Source organism: Acinetobacter sp. Li1LvA2 (assembly GCF_056156705.1).
This window is the reverse complement of record NZ_JBSICF010000002.1, coordinates 421654-441057: the sequence shown is the minus strand read 5'-3', so window position 1 is coordinate 441057 and position 19404 is coordinate 421654. Positions and strand designations below refer to the sequence as shown.

Annotated in this window: 19 protein-coding genes; 5 read left to right on the top strand and 14 right to left on the bottom strand. The window is 39.7% G+C overall.

Annotation, left to right across the window (positions count from 1 at the left end):
• Positions 1-122: 122 nt before the first annotated feature.
• The 3 genes from ACS604_RS06665 to galE all read right to left on the bottom strand — a co-directional run bounded on the left by ACS604_RS06665 (position 123) and on the right by galE (position 3166).
• Positions 123-440 carry a hypothetical protein gene (locus ACS604_RS06665; RefSeq protein ID WP_474770905.1) on the bottom strand — a complete coding sequence of 106 codons (318 nt, stop codon included), beginning with the start codon at positions 438-440 and terminating at the stop codon, positions 123-125.
• 207 nt (positions 441-647) lie between these two features.
• A complete protein-coding gene (fumC, locus tag ACS604_RS06660) occupies positions 648-2042 on the bottom strand; it encodes a class II fumarate hydratase (protein ID WP_004791824.1) in 1395 nt (464 codons plus the stop codon).
• Positions 2043-2158: 116 nt separating this feature from the next.
• Positions 2159-3166: a UDP-glucose 4-epimerase GalE gene (galE, locus tag ACS604_RS06655; protein WP_174759666.1), complete on the bottom strand. Its 1008-nt coding sequence runs from the start codon at positions 3164-3166 to the stop codon at positions 2159-2161.
• Positions 3167-3231: 65 nt separating this feature from the next.
• Here galE and tusD point away from each other — a divergent pair, with 65 nt between their 5' ends.
• The 4 genes from tusD to ACS604_RS06635 are packed head-to-tail and all read left to right on the top strand — an operon-like array spanning position 3232 to position 4627.
• Positions 3232-3600 (top strand): sulfurtransferase complex subunit TusD, encoded by a 369-nt coding sequence (tusD, locus tag ACS604_RS06650; RefSeq protein ID WP_004791822.1) that lies wholly within the window; start codon positions 3232-3234, stop codon positions 3598-3600.
• Between the two features lie 44 nt (positions 3601-3644).
• Positions 3645-3995 carry a hypothetical protein gene (locus tag ACS604_RS06645; RefSeq protein WP_016137867.1) on the top strand — a complete coding sequence of 117 codons (351 nt, stop codon included), beginning with the start codon at positions 3645-3647 and terminating at the stop codon, positions 3993-3995.
• A 17-nt stretch (positions 3996-4012) separates the two neighbouring features.
• On the top strand, positions 4013-4297 hold the full coding sequence (locus tag ACS604_RS06640) for a DsrH like protein (protein WP_174759667.1): 285 nt from the start codon (positions 4013-4015) through the stop codon (positions 4295-4297).
• An 18-nt stretch (positions 4298-4315) separates the two neighbouring features.
• Entirely contained in the window at positions 4316-4627 is a 312-nt protein-coding gene (locus ACS604_RS06635) for a TusE/DsrC/DsvC family sulfur relay protein (RefSeq protein WP_005306315.1), read from the top strand.
• Between the two features lie 2 nt (positions 4628-4629).
• On the opposite strand, the gene ACS604_RS06630 is transcribed toward ACS604_RS06635, so the two are convergent.
• Positions 4630-5493, bottom strand: a complete 864-nt coding sequence (locus ACS604_RS06630; RefSeq protein WP_474770900.1) for a DMT family transporter — start codon at positions 5491-5493, stop codon at positions 4630-4632.
• A gap of 123 nt (positions 5494-5616) precedes the next feature.
• Here ACS604_RS06630 and ACS604_RS06625 point away from each other — a divergent pair, with 123 nt between their 5' ends.
• Complete coding sequence (locus ACS604_RS06625; protein ID WP_174759768.1) at positions 5617-7008, top strand: aminotransferase-like domain-containing protein; 1392 nt, start codon at positions 5617-5619, stop codon at positions 7006-7008.
• A 16-nt stretch (positions 7009-7024) separates the two neighbouring features.
• On the opposite strand, the gene ACS604_RS06620 is transcribed toward ACS604_RS06625, so the two are convergent.
• The 10 genes from ACS604_RS06620 to nirD form a co-directional block, all read right to left on the bottom strand.
• Positions 7025-7507 carry a winged helix-turn-helix transcriptional regulator gene (locus tag ACS604_RS06620; RefSeq protein ID WP_004791810.1) on the bottom strand — a complete coding sequence of 161 codons (483 nt, stop codon included), beginning with the start codon at positions 7505-7507 and terminating at the stop codon, positions 7025-7027.
• Between the two features lie 217 nt (positions 7508-7724).
• On the bottom strand, positions 7725-8960 hold the full coding sequence (locus tag ACS604_RS06615) for a molybdopterin molybdotransferase MoeA (RefSeq protein ID WP_474770897.1): 1236 nt from the start codon (positions 8958-8960) through the stop codon (positions 7725-7727).
• Positions 8960-9883 carry a bifunctional molybdenum cofactor biosynthesis protein MoaC/MoaB gene (gene moaCB, locus ACS604_RS06610; RefSeq protein WP_474770895.1) on the bottom strand — a complete coding sequence of 308 codons (924 nt, stop codon included), beginning with the start codon at positions 9881-9883 and terminating at the stop codon, positions 8960-8962. The genes ACS604_RS06615 and moaCB overlap by 1 nt, the downstream gene beginning before the upstream one ends.
• A 23-nt stretch (positions 9884-9906) precedes the next feature.
• On the bottom strand, positions 9907-10398 hold the full coding sequence (locus ACS604_RS06605) for a molybdenum cofactor biosynthesis protein MoaE (RefSeq protein WP_474770893.1): 492 nt from the start codon (positions 10396-10398) through the stop codon (positions 9907-9909).
• A gap of 3 nt (positions 10399-10401) precedes the next feature.
• A complete protein-coding gene (locus ACS604_RS06600) occupies positions 10402-10656 on the bottom strand; it encodes a MoaD/ThiS family protein (protein WP_474770890.1) in 255 nt (84 codons plus the stop codon).
• Positions 10657-11697, bottom strand: coding sequence for a GTP 3',8-cyclase MoaA (moaA, locus tag ACS604_RS06595; RefSeq protein WP_474770887.1), 1041 nt, complete (start codon positions 11695-11697; stop codon positions 10657-10659). It lies immediately after the preceding gene.
• A gap of 228 nt (positions 11698-11925) precedes the next feature.
• On the bottom strand, positions 11926-14199 hold the full coding sequence (locus ACS604_RS06590; RefSeq protein WP_474770886.1) for a molybdopterin-dependent oxidoreductase: 2274 nt from the start codon (positions 14197-14199) through the stop codon (positions 11926-11928).
• Between the two features lie 148 nt (positions 14200-14347).
• Complete coding sequence (gene mobA, locus ACS604_RS06585) at positions 14348-14977, bottom strand: molybdenum cofactor guanylyltransferase (RefSeq protein WP_004791797.1); 630 nt, start codon at positions 14975-14977, stop codon at positions 14348-14350.
• A complete protein-coding gene (locus ACS604_RS06580; protein WP_474770882.1) occupies positions 14974-17757 on the bottom strand; it encodes a molybdopterin-dependent oxidoreductase in 2784 nt (927 codons plus the stop codon). The genes mobA and ACS604_RS06580 overlap by 4 nt, the downstream gene beginning before the upstream one ends.
• Positions 17758-17775: 18 nt before the next feature.
• Complete coding sequence (gene nirD, locus ACS604_RS06575) at positions 17776-19398, bottom strand: nitrite reductase small subunit NirD (RefSeq protein ID WP_474770879.1); 1623 nt, start codon at positions 19396-19398, stop codon at positions 17776-17778.
• Between the last annotated feature and the right edge of the window lie 6 nt (positions 19399-19404).

The window sequence follows — 19404 nt, the reverse complement described above, 5'->3', positions numbered from 1 at the left end:
CAGATATTACAGAAATACTTAATAATAAAAAACCCCGCCATTAGTCGATAGTTAGTGGGTTTTCTTGTACTGCCATATGTCTAACAAAATTAACTCTCGAATGGAGTTAACTACTATTTAAATTAATCTTTACACTTAACTTTCAAAACAGCTGCTTTGGTATTCACTGGAATAAGCATTCCTGAATTATAAACAGTATGATGATTTACGATTTTGTTATTGCTATCCAACTCATCAAAACCCTTATCTTTGCATATTTCTTCTGCTTTACTGATTAACTTTGCCCTCAAGGCTTCTCTCGAACCAAATGCATTACTTTGAGCCTGAAGTTGATAAACCCCAGGATTTACCTCAGCGACAGTAGGTGGAAACATTTGTAGACAACCCGACAAGGTACAAGTTATTACTGCTAAAACCACTATTGATTTAGTCTTTTTCATTTATTTATTTAAACTTAAAATAAAATAACGTAGCAAAAATAAAGTCTAGATATGACATTTATATTTCAAGGTATAAAAAAAGCCTACTTTTTCAAGTAGGCCTTCCCCTTATGATTTTTTGCGCTGATCATTCAGGACTTTTGTTGTACTTAGCAACTCGCGGATATTACAGAAGTATTTAAGAATAAAAAAGCCCATTCGGAGAGATTATTTACTATTTGGTGAAACCATTTTTTCAGGCTTAACCACTTCATCAAATTGCTCTGCTGTAACTAAACCAAGCTCAACAGCAACCTGCTTCAAAGTTTTATTTTCCTTATAGGCAGTCTTGGCAACTTTTGCAGAATTTTCATAACCAATCACGGGGTTTAAAGCAGTGACCAACATGAGAGAGTTATGTAAGAAGTGATCAATTTTATCCTGATTAGGCTCAATTCCTACCGCACAGTGGTCATTAAAACTATTACAAGCATCACCAAGCAATTGAATAGACTGCAATAAGTTATAAGCAATCACAGGCATAAATACGTTTAATTCAAAGTTACCTGAAGCACCAGCCACATTAATGGTCGTATCATTTCCAAGCACTTGTGCTACAACCATGGTCATTGCTTCGCTTTGTGTTGGGTTTACTTTACCCGGCATAATGCTTGAGCCAGGTTCATTTTCTGGAATACGGATTTCACCGAAACCACAACGTGGACCACTGGCCAACCAACGAATATCATTCGCAATTTTATTTAAACTAACTGCAAGCGTTTTTAATGCACCAGAAGCAAAAACAGCAGCATCACGTCCTGCAAGCGCTTCAAATTTGTTTGGAGCAGTCACAAATGGTAAACCTGTAAGCAAAGCAAGTTGAGCAGCTGCTTTCACTGCATAGTCAGGATGTGCATTTAGCCCTGTTCCTACCGCTGTACCACCCAATGGTAATTCATATAAACCTGTCAACGCCTGTTGTAAACGAACTAATCCATGCTCAAGCTGAGACACATACCCACTAAATTCTTGACCTAGTGTTAATGGAGTTGCGTCTTGTAAATGGGTACGGCCAATTTTAACAATAGACTGAAACTCATCTGATTTTTTTTGCAAAGTCGCTTTAAGCTGCTCTACGGCAGGAATGAGTAATTCATTAATTTGCAAACTTGCTGCTACGTGAATAGCGGTTGGAAATGAATCGTTCGTTGATTGAGCACGGTTGACATGGTCATTTGGGTGTACAGGTTTTTGTGCACCCAACGCTTGACCTAATTTTTGGTTGGCAATATTAGCAATCACTTCATTACAGTTCATGTTACTTTGCGTACCAGAACCCGTCTGCCAGACCACTAAAGGAAACTGTGAATCCCATTTACCATCGATGACTTCTTCAGCCGCACCCACAATATATTGGCTCAAATCTTGTGGTAACTGTTCAAGTTCAGCATTAGTTATTGCAGCAGCCTTTTTCACCAGCCCCATTGCTCGAATCATGGCACGGGGTAATCGTTCTTGCCCGATTTTAAAGTTCTGTAAGCTGCGTTGAGTCTGTGCCCCCCACAATGCTTCATTTGGAACTTCAATCTCACCCATAGTGTCATGTTCAATTCGTGTTTGCATAGAAACCTCAGTTGTCTGGTTAAAGAACTTACGGGCTGAAGCAATTATTTGCTCTGGCTAGTTAATTTTCAGTATCGTACTCAAGCATTTCATTATTGTAAATAAGAATCATTATCCTATCTTCCATTTAATGTATTTTGATAAAAGCGCCATTCATCTTCAATCATTTGTTTTAACGGACGTTTAGGTGTCCAATTCAATAATGTTTTTGCTTTGGATATGTCTGCCGCAACTTGGCTTAATTCAACATGTTTGTAAATCGCAGGTTGAGTCGGAATTTCAGATTGAGTTACCTGTGAAATTTCATCTAGTAATTGACGAATAGAATGAACTTGGTCATGGGCAATATTAAATGCTTCACAACAATGTGTTTGATCACGTAGCCAATGTAAGCTGGCAGTTACAGCTTCACACACATCTAAAACGTGTAGAAAACTGCGTTCAGTCGTATGATCTGATGTGTCAGCTTGATCTTGTAATTCAATCAAATCACGTTGCATTGCAGCAACTTGCATGGCAAGCGGTACAATATTTTTAGGGAGCTGCGCGACATACTCTCCGAGCACCCCATGTTCAAATGCACCTACGATATTAGATAAGCGCAAGATCGCAATTTTCCACTCATGATCAATTTTATAAGTATCACGGATAATTTCTTCAATCATCTGTTGAGACTTAATATAAGGGTTAGGATAAGCATAATTGAATTCGTCTGTTTCGCTTAATTGCAGACCAGATTTTCCATACGCTGCGAGGCTAGACAAATGAATAAAGTGACGAACACCTGTGCGTTGCATGGCACGTAATAAACTCATGATGCAACTGACATTATCATTATAATATTCAAGAGGTTTAAGATTAGATTCTTCAATTGATTTAAACCCAGCAGTATGAATAACCGCATCAATTGAATATTGCTCGAAGACCTTATTCAATGCTGGTGTATTACGTACATCAAGTTTAACAAATGGAACGTACATGCCAGAAATAAACTCTAGGCGTTCCAGCGTTTGCAAGGTTGAATTAGCCAAATTATCGACAATTACCACTTCTTGACCCTGAGCCATGAGACTCAACGCAATGTGTGAACCGATAAAGCCTAAACCACCTGTCACTAAAATCATTGTATACTTACCTTTCTCTTAATGCATCTACGCCCATTTAGACGTATGACCATAGTGAATTCTCAATGAGTACATTACTACTAATTACCTCTGCTCCTACTTCCATTCATGCTTGGCATGCTTTAGGACTTGCTCAGGCACTCAAAAGTAAAAATGAAGACTTTCGTGTATTCTTTTACCAAGATGGCGTGCAGGTTGCTAATGATTTTCAATGGGTTCCTGACGACCAGCGTAATTTAACGCATGAATGGCAAAAGCTTGCGATTCGACTTCCTGTATGTGTGAGTGCTGCCCTCGCTCGTGGTATTACCGATGCAGAAAATGCCAGTCGCCATCACCTTACTCATCACAACCTTGCCAAAGACTTTCAACTGGTCGGGTTAGGTGAACTTGCTGATGCGGTACAGTCAGCATCTCGTCTTATTCAATTTTAAGTTACTTTGTTTGCTTAGATTGTTGCTTTTAAAAGGTATATTGTGTGAAATCTGTACTCGTCATTTTAAGCCAAGCCAACTTAACCAGTCTTCAAATCAATGAAAGCCTTTCCGCTACTATGGTTTTAGCAACCTTTGGCTCACCAGTCAAAGTATTATTGAAAGATGCTGCGCTTAGTCTTTTACAAAATGACTTAAGCTTTAGCCAACTTCATCATGCTTTCAAAGTCGCATCAAATATGGTCGAAAGCTTTGAATTTTATGACTTAAGCCCAATTCTGATCGAAAGCAAAAATCAGCAAAATCCTTTTGTTCAACAAACAGAACAAGAACTCGAATTCATTCAGCTAAATAATGAGTTCATTCAGTCTTTTGACCATGTCTTATATTGGTAGATGAAGGTGTAATTTTAATGAATCCATCAACACTTTATCTCGTGCAATCTACTTATCACAATACACCGAATGTTATTGATGAATTAGGTAACCTTTATCAGGAAGGTGACCAGATTATTTTTATGGGTGATTCTGTTGCACGACTTTCGGCTGAAGAGATTCAACAGTTTGAAAGTGTTTCATGCTTAAGCATCGAAAAAGATTTAATCGATACGGATACTTTAACTCAGATAAATGTATTGGAATATGATCAATTTGCAGATCTTGTTTTAACATTTAATCGCTGTATTTCTTTTAAATAATATATTTAGGCTGGTTTCATGAATTTAGAATTAGACCAAGATGGTCATTTGGTTGATTATACAATCTGGAATCCTGAAGTTGCACAAGAGCTTGCCAAGTCACTTGATATTGAATTGACCGAGTGGCATTTCGAAGTTTTAGCTGCTGTGCGTCAGTTTTATCAACAGTTTGGGCACTCTCCTGCGACTCGCCCTCTCATTAAGTTTCTAATGAAAACGGTAAGTCCAGAGATTAATAATGCTGTTTTACAGCAACAATTTAATACTGGTTTAGTTGCCCGTCATTTAAGTCGTTTGGCAGGTGTTCCTAAACCAGCAAATTGTTTATAAAGTTAAGTAAACTTTTTAGCAGCAGCGACACATAAAATAGTTGCTGCTGTGACCACTAACATTGACCAGCTCACATGTTCGTGCAATAAAGCCGCTGCAATAGCTAGCCCCATTAAAGGCTGTAAAAGTTGTAGTTGGCTTATGGCAGCAATACCGCCTTGTGCCAGTCCTTTGTACCAAAAGAAAAAGCCAATGAGCATACTAAACAAAGACACATAAATAAGACCAACTAAAGCAGATGGAGACACACTTTGGAATGAAGCTGGCATATAGAAAATAGTAAGCAACAACATAAAAGGCAAAGACAAAATGAGCGCCCAACAAATGACCTGCCACCCACCTATTTTTCTTGAAAGTACACCGCCTTCTGCATAGCCAAAGCCACAGAAAATAATTGCCATTAACATATAAAAGTCCCCTATTCCAAGTGATGTATCACCAGAAAGGAAGAACATATAGGTGAAAACAACCGCACTCCCTAATACTGCAAATATCCAGAAAAGTTGATTAGGTTTTTCTCCGCCTCTGAGTACAGCAAATATTGCAGTTGCAAGCGGTAAAAGACTAACGAATACAATTGAATGGGCTGCATTCATGTGCTGTAGAGCAAGTGCTGTAAACAACGGAAAACCAATCACCACTCCTAAAGCAACAATGGCAAGAGGCCACCAATCTTGCTTGGCTGGTTTCTTTTGTTTTAAAACCAATATAAGAATAAGCCCTAAAACACCAGCAATTGCCGCGCGTGCTGCAGTTAGAAAGCCCGGTTCGAACCCCATTACTGCTACACGTGTAGCTGGCAGTGACCCCGCAAAGATAGCCACGCCAATAAACCCATTTACCCAGCCATTCATAAACCTATTCATAATTTTCTCCGTCACTATACGAAGAATTTAAGCTGTGCTAAGGTGATAAAACCAGATACAAAGCAGTACAATTTAAAAGAACTGTTATGTATTAACAACCAATACAGTTGGGATTTTAAGCGCGTGAACCAGAGCAAAACAAAAATTGAAATTGTCATTTCAGAGATTGAGCAACAAATAAAAAATCGATCTTTATTACCGGGAGCACGCTTGCCTTCTGTTCGTAAGTTAGCAAATGATCTGGGATTTTCAGTATCAACAGTTGTAGAAGCGTATGAAAGATTAATTGCTTTAGGCAAAATCGAATCAAGAACTGGATCTGGTTTTTATATTGTTGGTCCGCTCGCACCTTTAGCTTTAAGTGAATTAGGCCCTAAATTAGATCGTTCAGTTGATCCATTATGGATTTCACGTCAATCTTTGGAAGCGAAAGCAGATGTTTTTAAGCCTGGCTGCGGTTGGCTACCCAATGACTGGATGCCATTAGACAGTATTCGTAAAGCTTTAAGGAGCGCCGCGAAAAGTCCAGATGATTGTTTAATGGGTTATTCAACACCATTGGGATTACCAGCTTTACGTGACTTGCTGGCAAGGCGTGCTCAAGCAAAAGGGATAGAGGCGAATCTTAATCAGGTGCTTTTAACAGACTCAGGGACTCAAGCGATTGATTTAGTTTGCCGATTTTTACTAAAGCCCAATGATGTCGTACTTATTGATGATCCTTGTTATTTCAACTTTCATGCATTACTTAAAGTCCATCAAGTCAAAGTTATTGGTATTCCCTACACACCAACAGGTCCTGACTTAGAGGCATTTAAAGAAGCAATTGAGACTTACAACCCACGTCTTTATATCACCAACTCAGGAATTCACAATCCAACTGGAGCGACACTGTCTCTTTCTACAGCACATCAACTATTAAAACTGATTGAACAATCCAATTTGATTGTCGTTGAAGATGATATTTTTTCAGATTTTGAATATAACGCCGCTCCTCGGCTTGCGGCTTTGGATAATCTTTCACGTGTAATTTTTATTGGAAGTTTTTCTAAAACGTTATCAGCATCTATTCGCTGTGGTTATATCATTGCAAAACCAGAATGGATTGATCAGCTCACTGACCTGAAAATTGCCACAAGCTTTTCTCACAATGGCGTGTCTGCTGAAGTTTTATTAAGTGCTTTAACTGATGGATCTTATCGTAAACATATAGAATTATTAAAAGTTCGTTTAGCAAAAGCGATGCACGATACCATTATCAAACTAGAACCTTTGGGCATAAAGCCATGGATTAAGCCTCAAGCGGGAATTTTTGTTTGGTGTCATTTGCCAGAGGGTGTTGAAGCTTCAAAAATTGCAAAATATTGTATTAATCATCAAGTTATTCTTGCACCAGGAAATGCTTTTAGCCAAGCTCCCAATGCTGGTCAATTCATACGTTTTAATGTAACACAGTCAAATCATGACCACATTTATAAGACTCTAGCTGATGCGATTCAACAAGAGTCTTCATAATTTATAGATAGGTAAATTAAGCTTGTTTCTGTTTTTGTTCTATATATGCAAAATAGCCTGGCCCAGCTGAAACTTGCACTTGTTTTGCATGTAAAGGTTCATGGCAGACTGAACAAACCATAACTGGTTCGAACTTATGGCCACAAGTTTTATGACGATATTCTAGTGGCTTACCTAAACCTTGATCCATCCATTTATCTGCCCAATTCGCCATCGATAAAATAATTGGATAAAGTTCAAAACCCTTATCAGTGAGGCGATATTCAAAGCGTTCTTGACGATCGAAATAAGGAGCTTTGGCTAAAATTTCATATTCAACCAAACGCTTTAAACGATCTGAAAGGACATGACGAGTTACGCCTAATGATTTTTGAAAATCGTCAAAACGGCGTATTCCCATAAAAGCATTACGTAATATTAGCATCGTCCATCGATCGCCAATCACTGATAGCATACGAGCAACCGAACAAGGTTGATCACCGATGTCATCCCATTTCATCTTTATGCGTTCCTCGATATTTCCTAGCCTAACGGCCCTATTGTTTATACCCTAAACCACTTACCACGAGTTATGCAAGATTCATTATAAAAATAACTTCTTATCAACTTTATAAAAGAATTTTTATTATAAAAAAATAGAAAGCTATTATATAAATTTGCTTAATAAATATAACTCACCCAATTGTATAGTGAGTTATATCTATTATTACTCATCATTAATTTGAGATGAATACACCCTTCAAAATATGACCTGCTTCTAGTTTAACACTTGCTGGAATTCGCACCAGACAATTGGCCTGCATTAAATTACTGAGCATGTGTGATTGCTGTTTTGCCAGACTTTTAACTTTAAGTTGTCCATTGTCAAAATAAGCATGCATTCTTAGAAAACGTTCACGCGCATCTTCTTTTAAATCATGATCTAAAATTGCACTAAACCACTCCGGCCCTGCTTGATTTCCCTGCAAAGTATCAAGCAATGCTTTACCGTAAACTTGCATTGATACATAGACCGCAGCCGGATTACCCGGTAACCCCAGCAAATAACAACGGTGATCTTTTTCCGTGTGAGAATATTCAGCAAAAAAAAGTGGCTTGCCCGGCTTTTGTTTTACTTTCCAAAAAATCTGTTCAAAGCCAGTCTCAAAAGCGCATGGTCGAACAAAGTCATAATCACCTACTGACACTCCGCCTGTGGTTATGATGACATCATGACTATCTTTTAACTCGTTAAAGTAATGCGTGACTTGCACCGCCTCATCTGCCACATGAATGAGTTCAACCTCTAAGCCATAATCTTCAAACCAAGCTTTTAATAATGGACCATTTGCATCAAAGATTTTACCTTCTGCAAGATCTTCAGCTTTTTCGGCAACTTCATCACCCGTGACTAAAACAGCGACTTTCGGCGCACGGTAAACGTCAACCGTTTGTACACCCGCCATACTTAAGGCAGCCAAGCTTCCAATATTTAGAAACTGTCCAACTTGTGCAAGCAACTGTCCGTTTTTGATTTCTTCGCCCGTAAAACGGATATCAGCTTGAGGGCGAATATGTTCAGTTAGCGAAATTTCTTGTGTTGAAACGATCTCTACTATTTCCTGCCTCGCAACATGCGTTGTGCCTTCAGGGGTTTTACCACCAGTAAATATACGAATTGCCTGACCTTCACTCAGAATGTCATGACTTTCGCTTCCGGCGCGAATCTCGCCAGTAACTTGAAACTTTTGGTTATTTAAATCTTCTGCATGACTACAAAGCGCGTAACCATCTACAGCACTTTGAGAGAAACTTGGTAAATTAATTTCTGAATAAATTTCTTTAGCAAGATATCTACTTAGGCTATTTTGAAGAGTTTGCTGAATTGAGCCTAATTTTTTAGGTCGGTTACTAATCAGCTCAATTGCTTCATCTACGCTAATCAACCCACGTTCTGCACCACAACCTGACATTATTCATAGCCTCCCGGATGGGGTAAATCACGGCAAACATCAAAAATATGAACTAATGCGGGCAGGATAGCAGCCATTGATTCGCTTGCTCCACCACGGCTTCCCGGTAAAGTCACCACCAATGAACGGTCAATAAAACCAGCTACTCCACGTGACATTGCAGCATATGGCGTGCGTTTTTGTCCAAATGAACGCGCAGCTTCCATTAAGCCATCTAACTTACGCTCTAAAAGGGGTTCTAACATATCAACCGTAATATCACGCTTACCAATTCCAGTGCCACCAACGGTCATAATACAAGCATATGACTTGCTCAACTCAAGCACTAAGTTTTTTAAAGTATCTGCTTCATCTGGCAAAATTTGGTAATGAATTGGATCAAATCCTGCCTCAGTTAAAGTTTCAACCACAGATTTCCCGGCAGTATCTGGCTTTCTGCCCGCTGCTACGGTGTCAGACAATACAATAACCGCAGCTGAAACAGGCTGACGAAGAACTCGCTTAAAGTGTGATTTGCCACCTTTTTTCTTAAGCAATTTACATTGATCCATCCAGAGTTCTTCTGGTTCACAATGTGGTTTTAACATGTCGTAAATGGTTAAGCCTGCAAGACTTGCAGCCGTTAAGGCTTCCATTTCTACGCCAGTTGGACCAATGGTTTCGACCACGGTAATAATTTTTACAAAGTCATGTTCTAATTCATATTCAACATCTGCACGATAAATCGGCAGTGGATGACACAAAGGAATCAGCTCATCAGTTCGTTTTGCTGCCAAGATTCCTGCAACACGTGCAGTTTTTAATGCATCCCCTTTTTCAGTATTTCCTTGTCTTAATAATTCAATACAGTGCGGTGGTGCATATAAAATTGCTTGTGCTTCAGCAACACGATAACTTTCCGGCTTCATTCCTACGTTTTTCATTATTTATCCTAGTCTTGCTTATTTCAGTGTGAGTGTTCATGGCCGGCATGATGGTGATGTTTGTGTTTGTGTTCGTGCGGTGCATCCTTACGAATACAGCAGCCTTCTACATAGTGGCTTGTACCATCTGTAAAGAACTCCTCTTTGAACACAGGCACTTCATGCTTTACTCGCTCAACTGCTTCTTCACATGCTTGAAAAGCTTCACGGCGATGGGCTGCGTAAGCAATTGCAATAATGGCTGTTTCGCCAACATCTAAATATCCAATCCGATGAACCACTCGCACATAAGATACCTGATACTTTTTCTCAATTTCCAGTTCAATTTCACGTATCATTTTTTCAGAAAGCGGTTTATAAGAGGTATATTTCAGTGCTTTAACAGCTTTACCTTCATGATGATTACGAACCGTACCCATAAAAATATCAATTCCACCGCATTCAGGAAATGACTCAATCGGGTCAAAGGCATCAAGGCTTAAAGCCTGCTCTTGTATACGTGCAAAATCTCGCATGGCTCACCCTCCTGCAACTGGTGATAATAAAACCAAAGTACATGGCTGACTTAAGGCAGATTGTCTGGTTATAACGTTATCCTCTACCGCACATGCACATTTTTCCATGGCCTGTGTACATTCCGGATGTAAAGTCACAATTTGATCTAAGACATCTTTCACTAAAATATTGGTAGGACAAACGATCGAAAGATTTTGGGGAAGCAATTTTTCAATTGCACCAAATGATTCGATTTTAATTTGCATAGATTGCTGCATTTATCCCCCAAGCATATGCATACTGATTTTACGGGTTTGTTGATGTTGTAAGGCATGAAAGCCTTTGGCTTTATTCCAGATATACGGCATAACTTGATCTTTTAATTGCTGACTATGCAGCACATGATCGGTTGAGTTCTGTGCGCGTAATAATGCTTGAAGCTGCGGCTTAATATTTAAACCCTGCGGGGCAAAGAGACAGTTATATAGCTCACCTTGCGCCGTTAGTCGTATGCGGTCACATTGGTGGCAAAATGAATGAGTAATGGTAGAAATAATGCCGAGAGCATAGCTATTATTAAGCAAATATTGGCGCGCTGGCTCATGTTGTTGCTCGATGACGTGTACCGAATAATGCGGTTGCAACACTTGTAAAATTTCAGCTTCACTCACCACATCTTTATTTGACCAGAGTGCATCACCATCAAGCGGCATGAATTCAATGAAACGTAGTGGAATATGATTGGCTATAGACCATCTCACCATAGGTAAGATCTGATCATTATTTTTATTTTTCATTAACACACAGTTAATTTTAAAGGGTAGACCTGCATCTTTTGCAGCTTGAATACCCTCAAGAACTGGTTCTAATTTCTTCTTGGTGAGTTCTTTAAATTGGATCGGATCAAGACTATCTAAACTAATATTTAAGTCATCTAAACCAGCATCTTTTAACTGCTGAGCGTATTTAGCAAGATAATGTCCATTGGTTGTCATTGAAATACGTTTTAAACCTATCACTTTTAAGGCTTGTAAATCACGAACGAAATGAACAATGCCTTGACGCATTAATGGTTCACCGCCTGTAATACGGATGCTTTCAATACCTTGCTGCACCATAAAATGGCAAAACTCAAAAAGCGCTTCAAAACTCAGCAAATCTTGTTTATTTAACCATTCAGGATGTTCAGGCATGCAATATACACACTTAAAATTACAGCGATCGGTTACCGAAATACGTAACTTACGCTTGATGCGCCCATATTGATCTTGCAGAAGCATTGGCGCAGTTTCAGAGTAATATTGTTTCATCATTTGCACTCATGTCGAGAACAGTTCAAATATTGCTGGCACTTTTTATGGGCAATTAAAAGAAGAAATTGCTCTTCAATAGTGCTCTGATCTTTATGCAAAATTTGTTCCAATTCTATTTATCATCCATAACTTCTTAGGTTTTTCTAATAGACTTTTGGCTGCACCACTTAACTGTAATTTTAAAACTGTATAAAGTTAGTGCAGCATTAATCTCTTATTTGCCTTACATTATTTCTAGCACTTTTCTAAGCGAATGGGTACATATTTATGGTACGGCGTTTTAGATAATGGATCACAATGTTCAGCGGAAATCAGTCGATTTAATTGTGGTCCAATTGGTTCACTACCCTGAAAGCGCATGCCATAGCCATGTGGAAGTGAAACTACCCCTTTTCGCATTCCTTCATCAAAATCTACAGTAACCTGAATTTCTCCATGTTGAGAAATACATTTAAGCTGACCGCCTGCATCTACATTTAGGTGCTTTGCATCTTCAGGATGTATTCTCAAAGCCCCTTCAGCATCTACTTTTCGCCAAGCTGGATCACGGTAAATTTGATTGGCGTTATAGCTACGTCGCTCACCTGATAAAAGTATGAATGGAAATTCTTCTATATTAACATGATGATTTTTTAAATTTGCAAGCTCATTTAACATCTCTGGGATAGCAAGACGTATTTTCTTATCCTTATAAGCCACTAGTTTCCAGACTTCATCATATTCATGTTGTGACAACACCACACCTGAACGTTGCTTTAAAATTTGCTCGAATAAACGGACGCCTAAAGTTAAAGGATTACCGTTGTAACCTGCACGGCGTACCGCTTTGGTGTGTAAGACAGCATATTGAATTGACAGTGGCAATAAAAAAGCAACTGAACCAGCTGATTTTTCTAACTGTTTACCTAAAGTGCGATAGAAAATTGAGGCTGCAAAAGGAATGTATTTTTTATTTCGTGCAAAAGTAAGTCCCAATGCCGACAAGTAAGGTAAATAGGCTGTTTTTTTCGAGTCAACCGCAGCAATTTTTTCTAAAAGCGAAAAGCGTTTTGGAATCACCTGCATAGCTTCAAGTAATCGTGTATAAATTTCTGCCTCTGGCAAAGTATTCGCTTGAGCGGTCAATACTGGATGTCTTAGGTGAAAACCATTTTTAGGAAATTCCAAATTAAAACCAGTAAATTCCCATTTCTCAAACTGAGTATGTGCAGGCAAAATATAGTCAGCGAGTCTAGCAGTTTCTGTCATGGCCACATCGACCACAACCAACAAATCTAATGCTTTAAAGGCTTCCTCAAAAGCAGGTGTATCTGGATAAGTTAATAACGGGTTACAGCTATCTACAAAAACTGCACGAATTCGCTTTTCCCCTGCTTTTAAGATTTCATCGGGTAAAATGTTAGGTGGAAAAAACCCTGATATTGGGAACATTTTATGGTAAACGCTACGTCGATATTTTGGCTTTCTTTCATCCGTATCGCTTAAGATTGGAATAAACATGGTATGCAAATTATTAGTACCTTGTTTTCCAAAATTCCCTGTTAATAAATATAAAAGCTTTTCTAAATAACCATTTAATGTCGTATTTAAAGTATGTTGAATACCTAAATCAATCCTTACACAGCCTCTTTTTGCCTTAGCAAAATCTCGAACCACTTGGTAAATTAAATCGACCGGAACATCTGCTTTGGCAATATAGTCTTCAATCGACACTCTGCTAAAGGCTGCTTTCACCTCTTGAAACCCTTGTGTGTGCTGCTCAATAAACGCTGCATCATAAAGCTTTTCTTTAATAATGATTGCAATCATCGCCGACATTAAAAAAGCATCTGTTCCCGGTTTTAGCTGCACGTGGATATCTGCTTGTTTGGCTGTTTCGGTAACACGCGGATCAAATACCACCATGGTTCGGTTGGGATCTTTTTTAATATGTTTTAGCGTGTCTCGGGCGTTGGGAATGCCATGGGCTTGAAAAGGATTTGTCCCAATAAAAAGAACATAGTCGGCATACTCAACATCTTCTGTGGTATGGCAAGCCTGACTCCCGAACAAGCGTCCATTGAGCCAGAAATCACCTGTTTTCTCTTGAGCAAGAGAGTTGTAAGCATAATAACTTTTCATGGCTAGCAAAAGTTGGCGACCATATGCTGCACCGAGATGATTGCCTTGACCACCGCCACCAACCGAAGCAAAAGCAGTTCCACCAAACTTATCTTTAATCTGAACTAATCGATCAGCAATTTCTTGTATAGCAGCATCCCAACTCACTTCTTGAAATGAGCCATCTGGTTGGCGCTTTAAAGGTGCAGTCAAACGGTCTGCATGTTGCTGATAATGTCGTAATCTGGCAGCTTTTTGACAAATATAACCTTGAGAAAATGGATGGTCAGGATCACCTTTTATTTTGGAGAACTGATTATCTTCAATTTCTACGCTTAAACCGCAGTTTCTAGAACACAAAATACATGCGGTCACATCTGTTTTATTTTGCTTCAGCGCTTCACTCATGCCGTTTGACTCCCTTTATTTTTATACATTTGATTGGAATAAATAACAAGTTCCAAAATAGAACTTAAACAATAAATAGTCAACAGTACAAAGATTAAAAACGTGTTTCACTCGACCAATGTAAGTTTTAAAGCACTCATATACGAAGTTAATTTGCTGTAAAAATTTCTTTAAATGCTTTGATTTGTTTATATTGCTGAAGCTCATCCAATGAATTAATACTATGAAAAAACAGGTTTTGTTTTTGAAATATAGCCACTTGAGCATGTAAAAGCTTAAAGCACTCTTTCAAACTTAACCGCTGCTTTTCAATTTGCTCTGTTATGGTATTTAGGCTTTCACGTTTTAATAAGCAAAATGGGTATAAGGCATCTCCATTAATTGAAACATAAGCTGCCTGAGCCTGTTTATTTTTCCGAAGTGCACCGTGTAATTTGGCAACGACTTGTGTAGGTATATAGGTCACATCACAAGGGATAAATAAAACATAGTCCGCGCTTACATTTGACCATGCACTTTTCATTCCCATGAGTGGCCCGAAAAAGCCTGCTGCATCATCTTGATAACATTGAATGTCTGGCACAATACTTTGATAAATTGAATAATCGCGATGGCTATTCACCCAAATTTCAGAGACTGATGATCTTAATTTCTGATGAATCTTAATCAGTTGAGTTTCACCATCAAATTGCTGCAACAATTTGTTTAAACCATTCATACGGCGGGCTTGTCCACCCGCCAGAATGACCAAATCAGTTACGGGATACCCCTTATTCACACTTCCACCTCCTGTTGGCAAGCTTTAATCAAGCCACGGATTTCAGGTAAACATGAACCACAGTTACCACCTGCTTTTAAACAAGCTGTCACTTGTTTTTCATGAGTAATATTTTGAGTTTTGACTGCGTCTATAATTTTGTTCTTACCTACTTTAAAACAACTACAGACTAAAGGTCCGTCATTATTTGTAGCAGACATTGGCATGCCAGCCAGTAACGCTTTTCGATGTAACGCACTTAAACGTTCACGTTTAAACAGACTTGCGACCCAATCACGATCTGGTAATAAATCTGGTGGGGCGATATATAAGCTTGCGATCACCACGCCGTCTTTCAAAATAATGCTATGACTGAGTTGTGAAGAAATATCTTCGATACTCAACCATTCAAAAGTTTCATCGGCAAACGGTAAAAAGTTTTTTAGGTTTTTTTGAGTGTCATGAAAAGTTTGGCGGTCTGCGAGTTCGTAACGGTTGGTTTTCACCATTTTGACCTTAGTCCACCATGCACAGTGATGTAGCGATTCTTGAATATGTGAATCGTATCCTTCACGCACATAAAGTACGCCCTGCCAAGTGGTATAAAACGGTTGAATCGTGACAGGTGTATGTTTGAACTCAGGTTCGCCTGAAATAACATCGACTTCAGGGTTAACGACTTTACCAATACGAGCATCGGAAGCAACTTGTTCAGTCCAGTGAATTGGGGCAAAAATTTGCCCACGACGTACTCCCGATGAGAAGGTCACGCGTAGTACACAACTGCCCCATTTTGAACGGACTTCGACCAAGCCTTGATCACGTACACCAAACTTCAAGGCATCACTCGGATGAATCTCGCAAAATGGTTCGGCACGGTGACTGGTCAAATTTGGTGACAAACCTGTACGCGTCATGGTGTGCCATTGGTCTCGAATACGTCCAGTATTCAAAATGAGTGGATAGTCTTCTGAAACCGCATGAACTGGGTCAATTGCAACAGTTGGAATCAATTTCGCCTTGGCATTTTTATGACTAAACTGACCCTTGCCAAATAGCTGTTGAACGGCTTTAGTGTCTTGGTTTTTACTCCAGACTGGCCATTGAATGGGTTGCAATGCATCGTACTCAGCAGTACTCAGATTCATTAACCCTTTCAGGTTGAAATAACGAAAATTATTACTTTGTTCACGAGCATCGATGTCTGCATTGTCTTGTGCAGATAACGCTGCATGTTCATTAAAGATGTCACGTGCACTCGCAAAGTCAAAACCTTTAAAGCCCAATTTTTTCGCGACTTGGCTAACAGACCACCAGTCTGCATTTGCTTCACCCGGTGCAGGTAAGAATGCACGCTGACGTGAAATACGACGCTCAGAGTTAGTAACAGTTCCATCTTTTTCGCCCCAACCCAAAGCGGGAAGCAAAACATCAGCATAAGCAGTGGTATCCGTATCTGCGCAGATATCTGACACGACAACTAACTCGCACTTCTCTAATGCCCGTTTAACTTGATCGGCATCTGGCAAACTCACGACTGGATTTGTCGCCATAATCCAAATGGCTTTAATTTTTCCAGCTTCAACGGCACGGAACAAATCCACTGCTTTTAAACCAGCTTGAGTCGCAATAAATGGACTATCCCAAAAGGTTTGCACTACTTTTTGATGTAGTGGATTATCTAAGTCCATGTGCGCAGCCAGCATATTGGCCAAGCCACCCACTTCTCGACCACCCATCGCATTTGGCTGACCTGTCATTGAAAATGGTGCAGCGCCGAGCTTACCAATTTTTCCAGTTAGTAAATGACAGTTAATAATGCTATTAGCTTTATTTACACCCTGACTTGATTGATTCACTCCCATTGAAAATAGGGTGATTACTTTTTCAGTCTGTGCAAATTTCTCAAAGAATTGCTGCAATTTGTCTAAAGAAATGCCACTACGTTTTGCCACATATTCAACATCAGTTTCTGGCTGACTGCTTGCCAAAACTTCTTGCAAACCTTCGGTATAAGCATCTACAAAGGCCTGATCAGCATGACCATTTCCATATAAATATTGAAATAAGCCATTAAACAATGCGACATCTTGACCGGGCAAAATCGGTAAATGTAAATCCGCTTGTTCACAAGTACTGGTAAAACGTGGGTCAATCACGACCACAAACATATCCGGATTTTGGCTCTTAGCCTGCATGATCCGCTGATAAAGTACAGGATGACACCATGCGGTATTAGAACCGACTAAAACCACCATGTCGGTATGTTCAAAATCTTCATAGCTTGCAGGGACAATATCTTCACCAAAGCTGCGTTTATGCCCAGCAACCGCAGATGACATGCAAAGGCGCGAGTTGGTGTCGATATTTGCAGTACCCAAATAGCCTTTTACAAACTTGTTCACCACATAATAGTCTTCAGTCAAAAGCTGACCTGAAACATAAAATGCAATGCTGTCACGGCCATATTGGTCGATACAAGATTGGAATTTATCGGCAATTTTATTGATTGCCGCATCCCATGTCGTTACTACCCGATCAGCTTTTCGTCCCATCATCGGTTGTAAAACACGTGTTTCTAATCCCAAAGTATCCGCCAAGCGGCTACCTTTAATACATAAGCGTCCAAAGTTGGAAGGATGCTCAGCATCCCCCTCAACTTGTACCAGAGGTCCTTGAGGTTTTTGCTGGACGTTTACGCTAACACCGCAACCCACCCCACAATATGGACATGTTGTTTTGGTTATAGTTGTTGCAACATGGTCGGAGCTATCGATTTCAACGCTTGGAATACTATTCATAACTGCTCCTTTCCCTATTTAGCCTGCATTTTTTAATGCAAAATCTCGACCAAATAGCAGTTTATTTCTAAATGATGAGACTGGGGTTTGATCTGCAATTAACTCTGCATACCACATGCCATCTTCAGTATCGCCAAATAAAACTGCGCCAATCACTCTATCACCTTGAATAATAATGCGTTTATAGATGTGACGTTTTTCATCATTCAAAATAATGTCTTCATAATCATCTTTCGGCTCAAAGTTACCCGCCGAGAATACATCGACACCACTTACTTTTAACTGAGTCGGTACGGTCGGTGCTTTAAAAGTTAAACTGCCGTGCTCTGCCAAATGTGTCGCGCAAATAAATGCTTGGCCCCATAATGGTTCAACCAAACCAAAAGTTTGTCCACGGTGTTCAATACACTCACCCACCGCATAAATACTTGGGTCAAACGTTTGCATGGTGTCATTCACCAACACACCGCGGTTACAACGCAAACCGGCACTTTGCGCCAAGCTAATATTTGGTCGAATACCGACTGCAAATACCACAAGATCGGCTTCTAAAACCGTGCCATCTTTCAAACAGATTTGCTTCACATGACCGTCTTCATCACCAATTAACGCTTCAGTATTCGCTTCGGTAATAATGTGAATGCCTTTTTGCTCAATGCTATGACGCAGTAACTGACTCGCACGGCTGTCGAGTTGACGCTCCATAATGCGGTCCATTAAATGCAGCACAGTCACATTCATACCGCGTTGTTTTAAACCGTACGCTGCTTCTAAACCAAGTAAACCACCGCCAATCACCACTGCATTGGTTTTTGAACCGCAGTATTCAATCATGGTGTTAACGTCATAAATATCGCGGAAAGTTAACACGCCTTTTAAGTCAACACCTTGAACTGGCGGAATAAACGGAGCCGAACCTGTTGCCAAGATCAAACGGTCATAATCAACGGTTTGCCCTTTTTCGGTGTAAACCACTTTACGTGGACGATCAATTTTTACAGCCTTGTCACCCGCAATAAACTTGATGCCTTTATCGTCATACCACTTTGGTGGGTGCAGCATGATGTCTTCAATGGTTTTTTCGCCTGATAAAACCGGAGACAGCATAATGCGGTTATAGTTTCCCCATGGTTCTTCACCAATCACCGTGACTTCATAACGGTCTGGTGCCATATCCAGTAAATCTTCTAGGCAACGCATTCCTGCTAAACCATTACCAATCAAGACCAGTTTAAGTTTGTCTTGAGACACACCTGTATTAGTAATATAAGTTTTTTGCGGCACAGGGTGGATCAAAACACGACCATCAACAATTTTGCTCGGATAAACTGAGAGTTTTTGGTCTTTATCTTCTAAACAACGACCCGTTGCCAAACTAAAGTGTTGTTTATAGATTGGCGATGCAATGACCCGCTCACCTTGTAAATCGCCAATAATGCCGCGGCTCATGACGTTGGCTTGGCTAAACGGATCTTTATTGCTCAGCACGTAAACACGTTTTTCATGCCCCACACGGAAGATTGCAACCGCTTGACCGCCCACTAGCGCACCTGCGCCAGTATTTGGGGTTAAATCATCGAGTGCACATACATCAATCCATTGATCATCAGGAAGCATATTTTTGTCTTGTACAATATTCATAGAGAT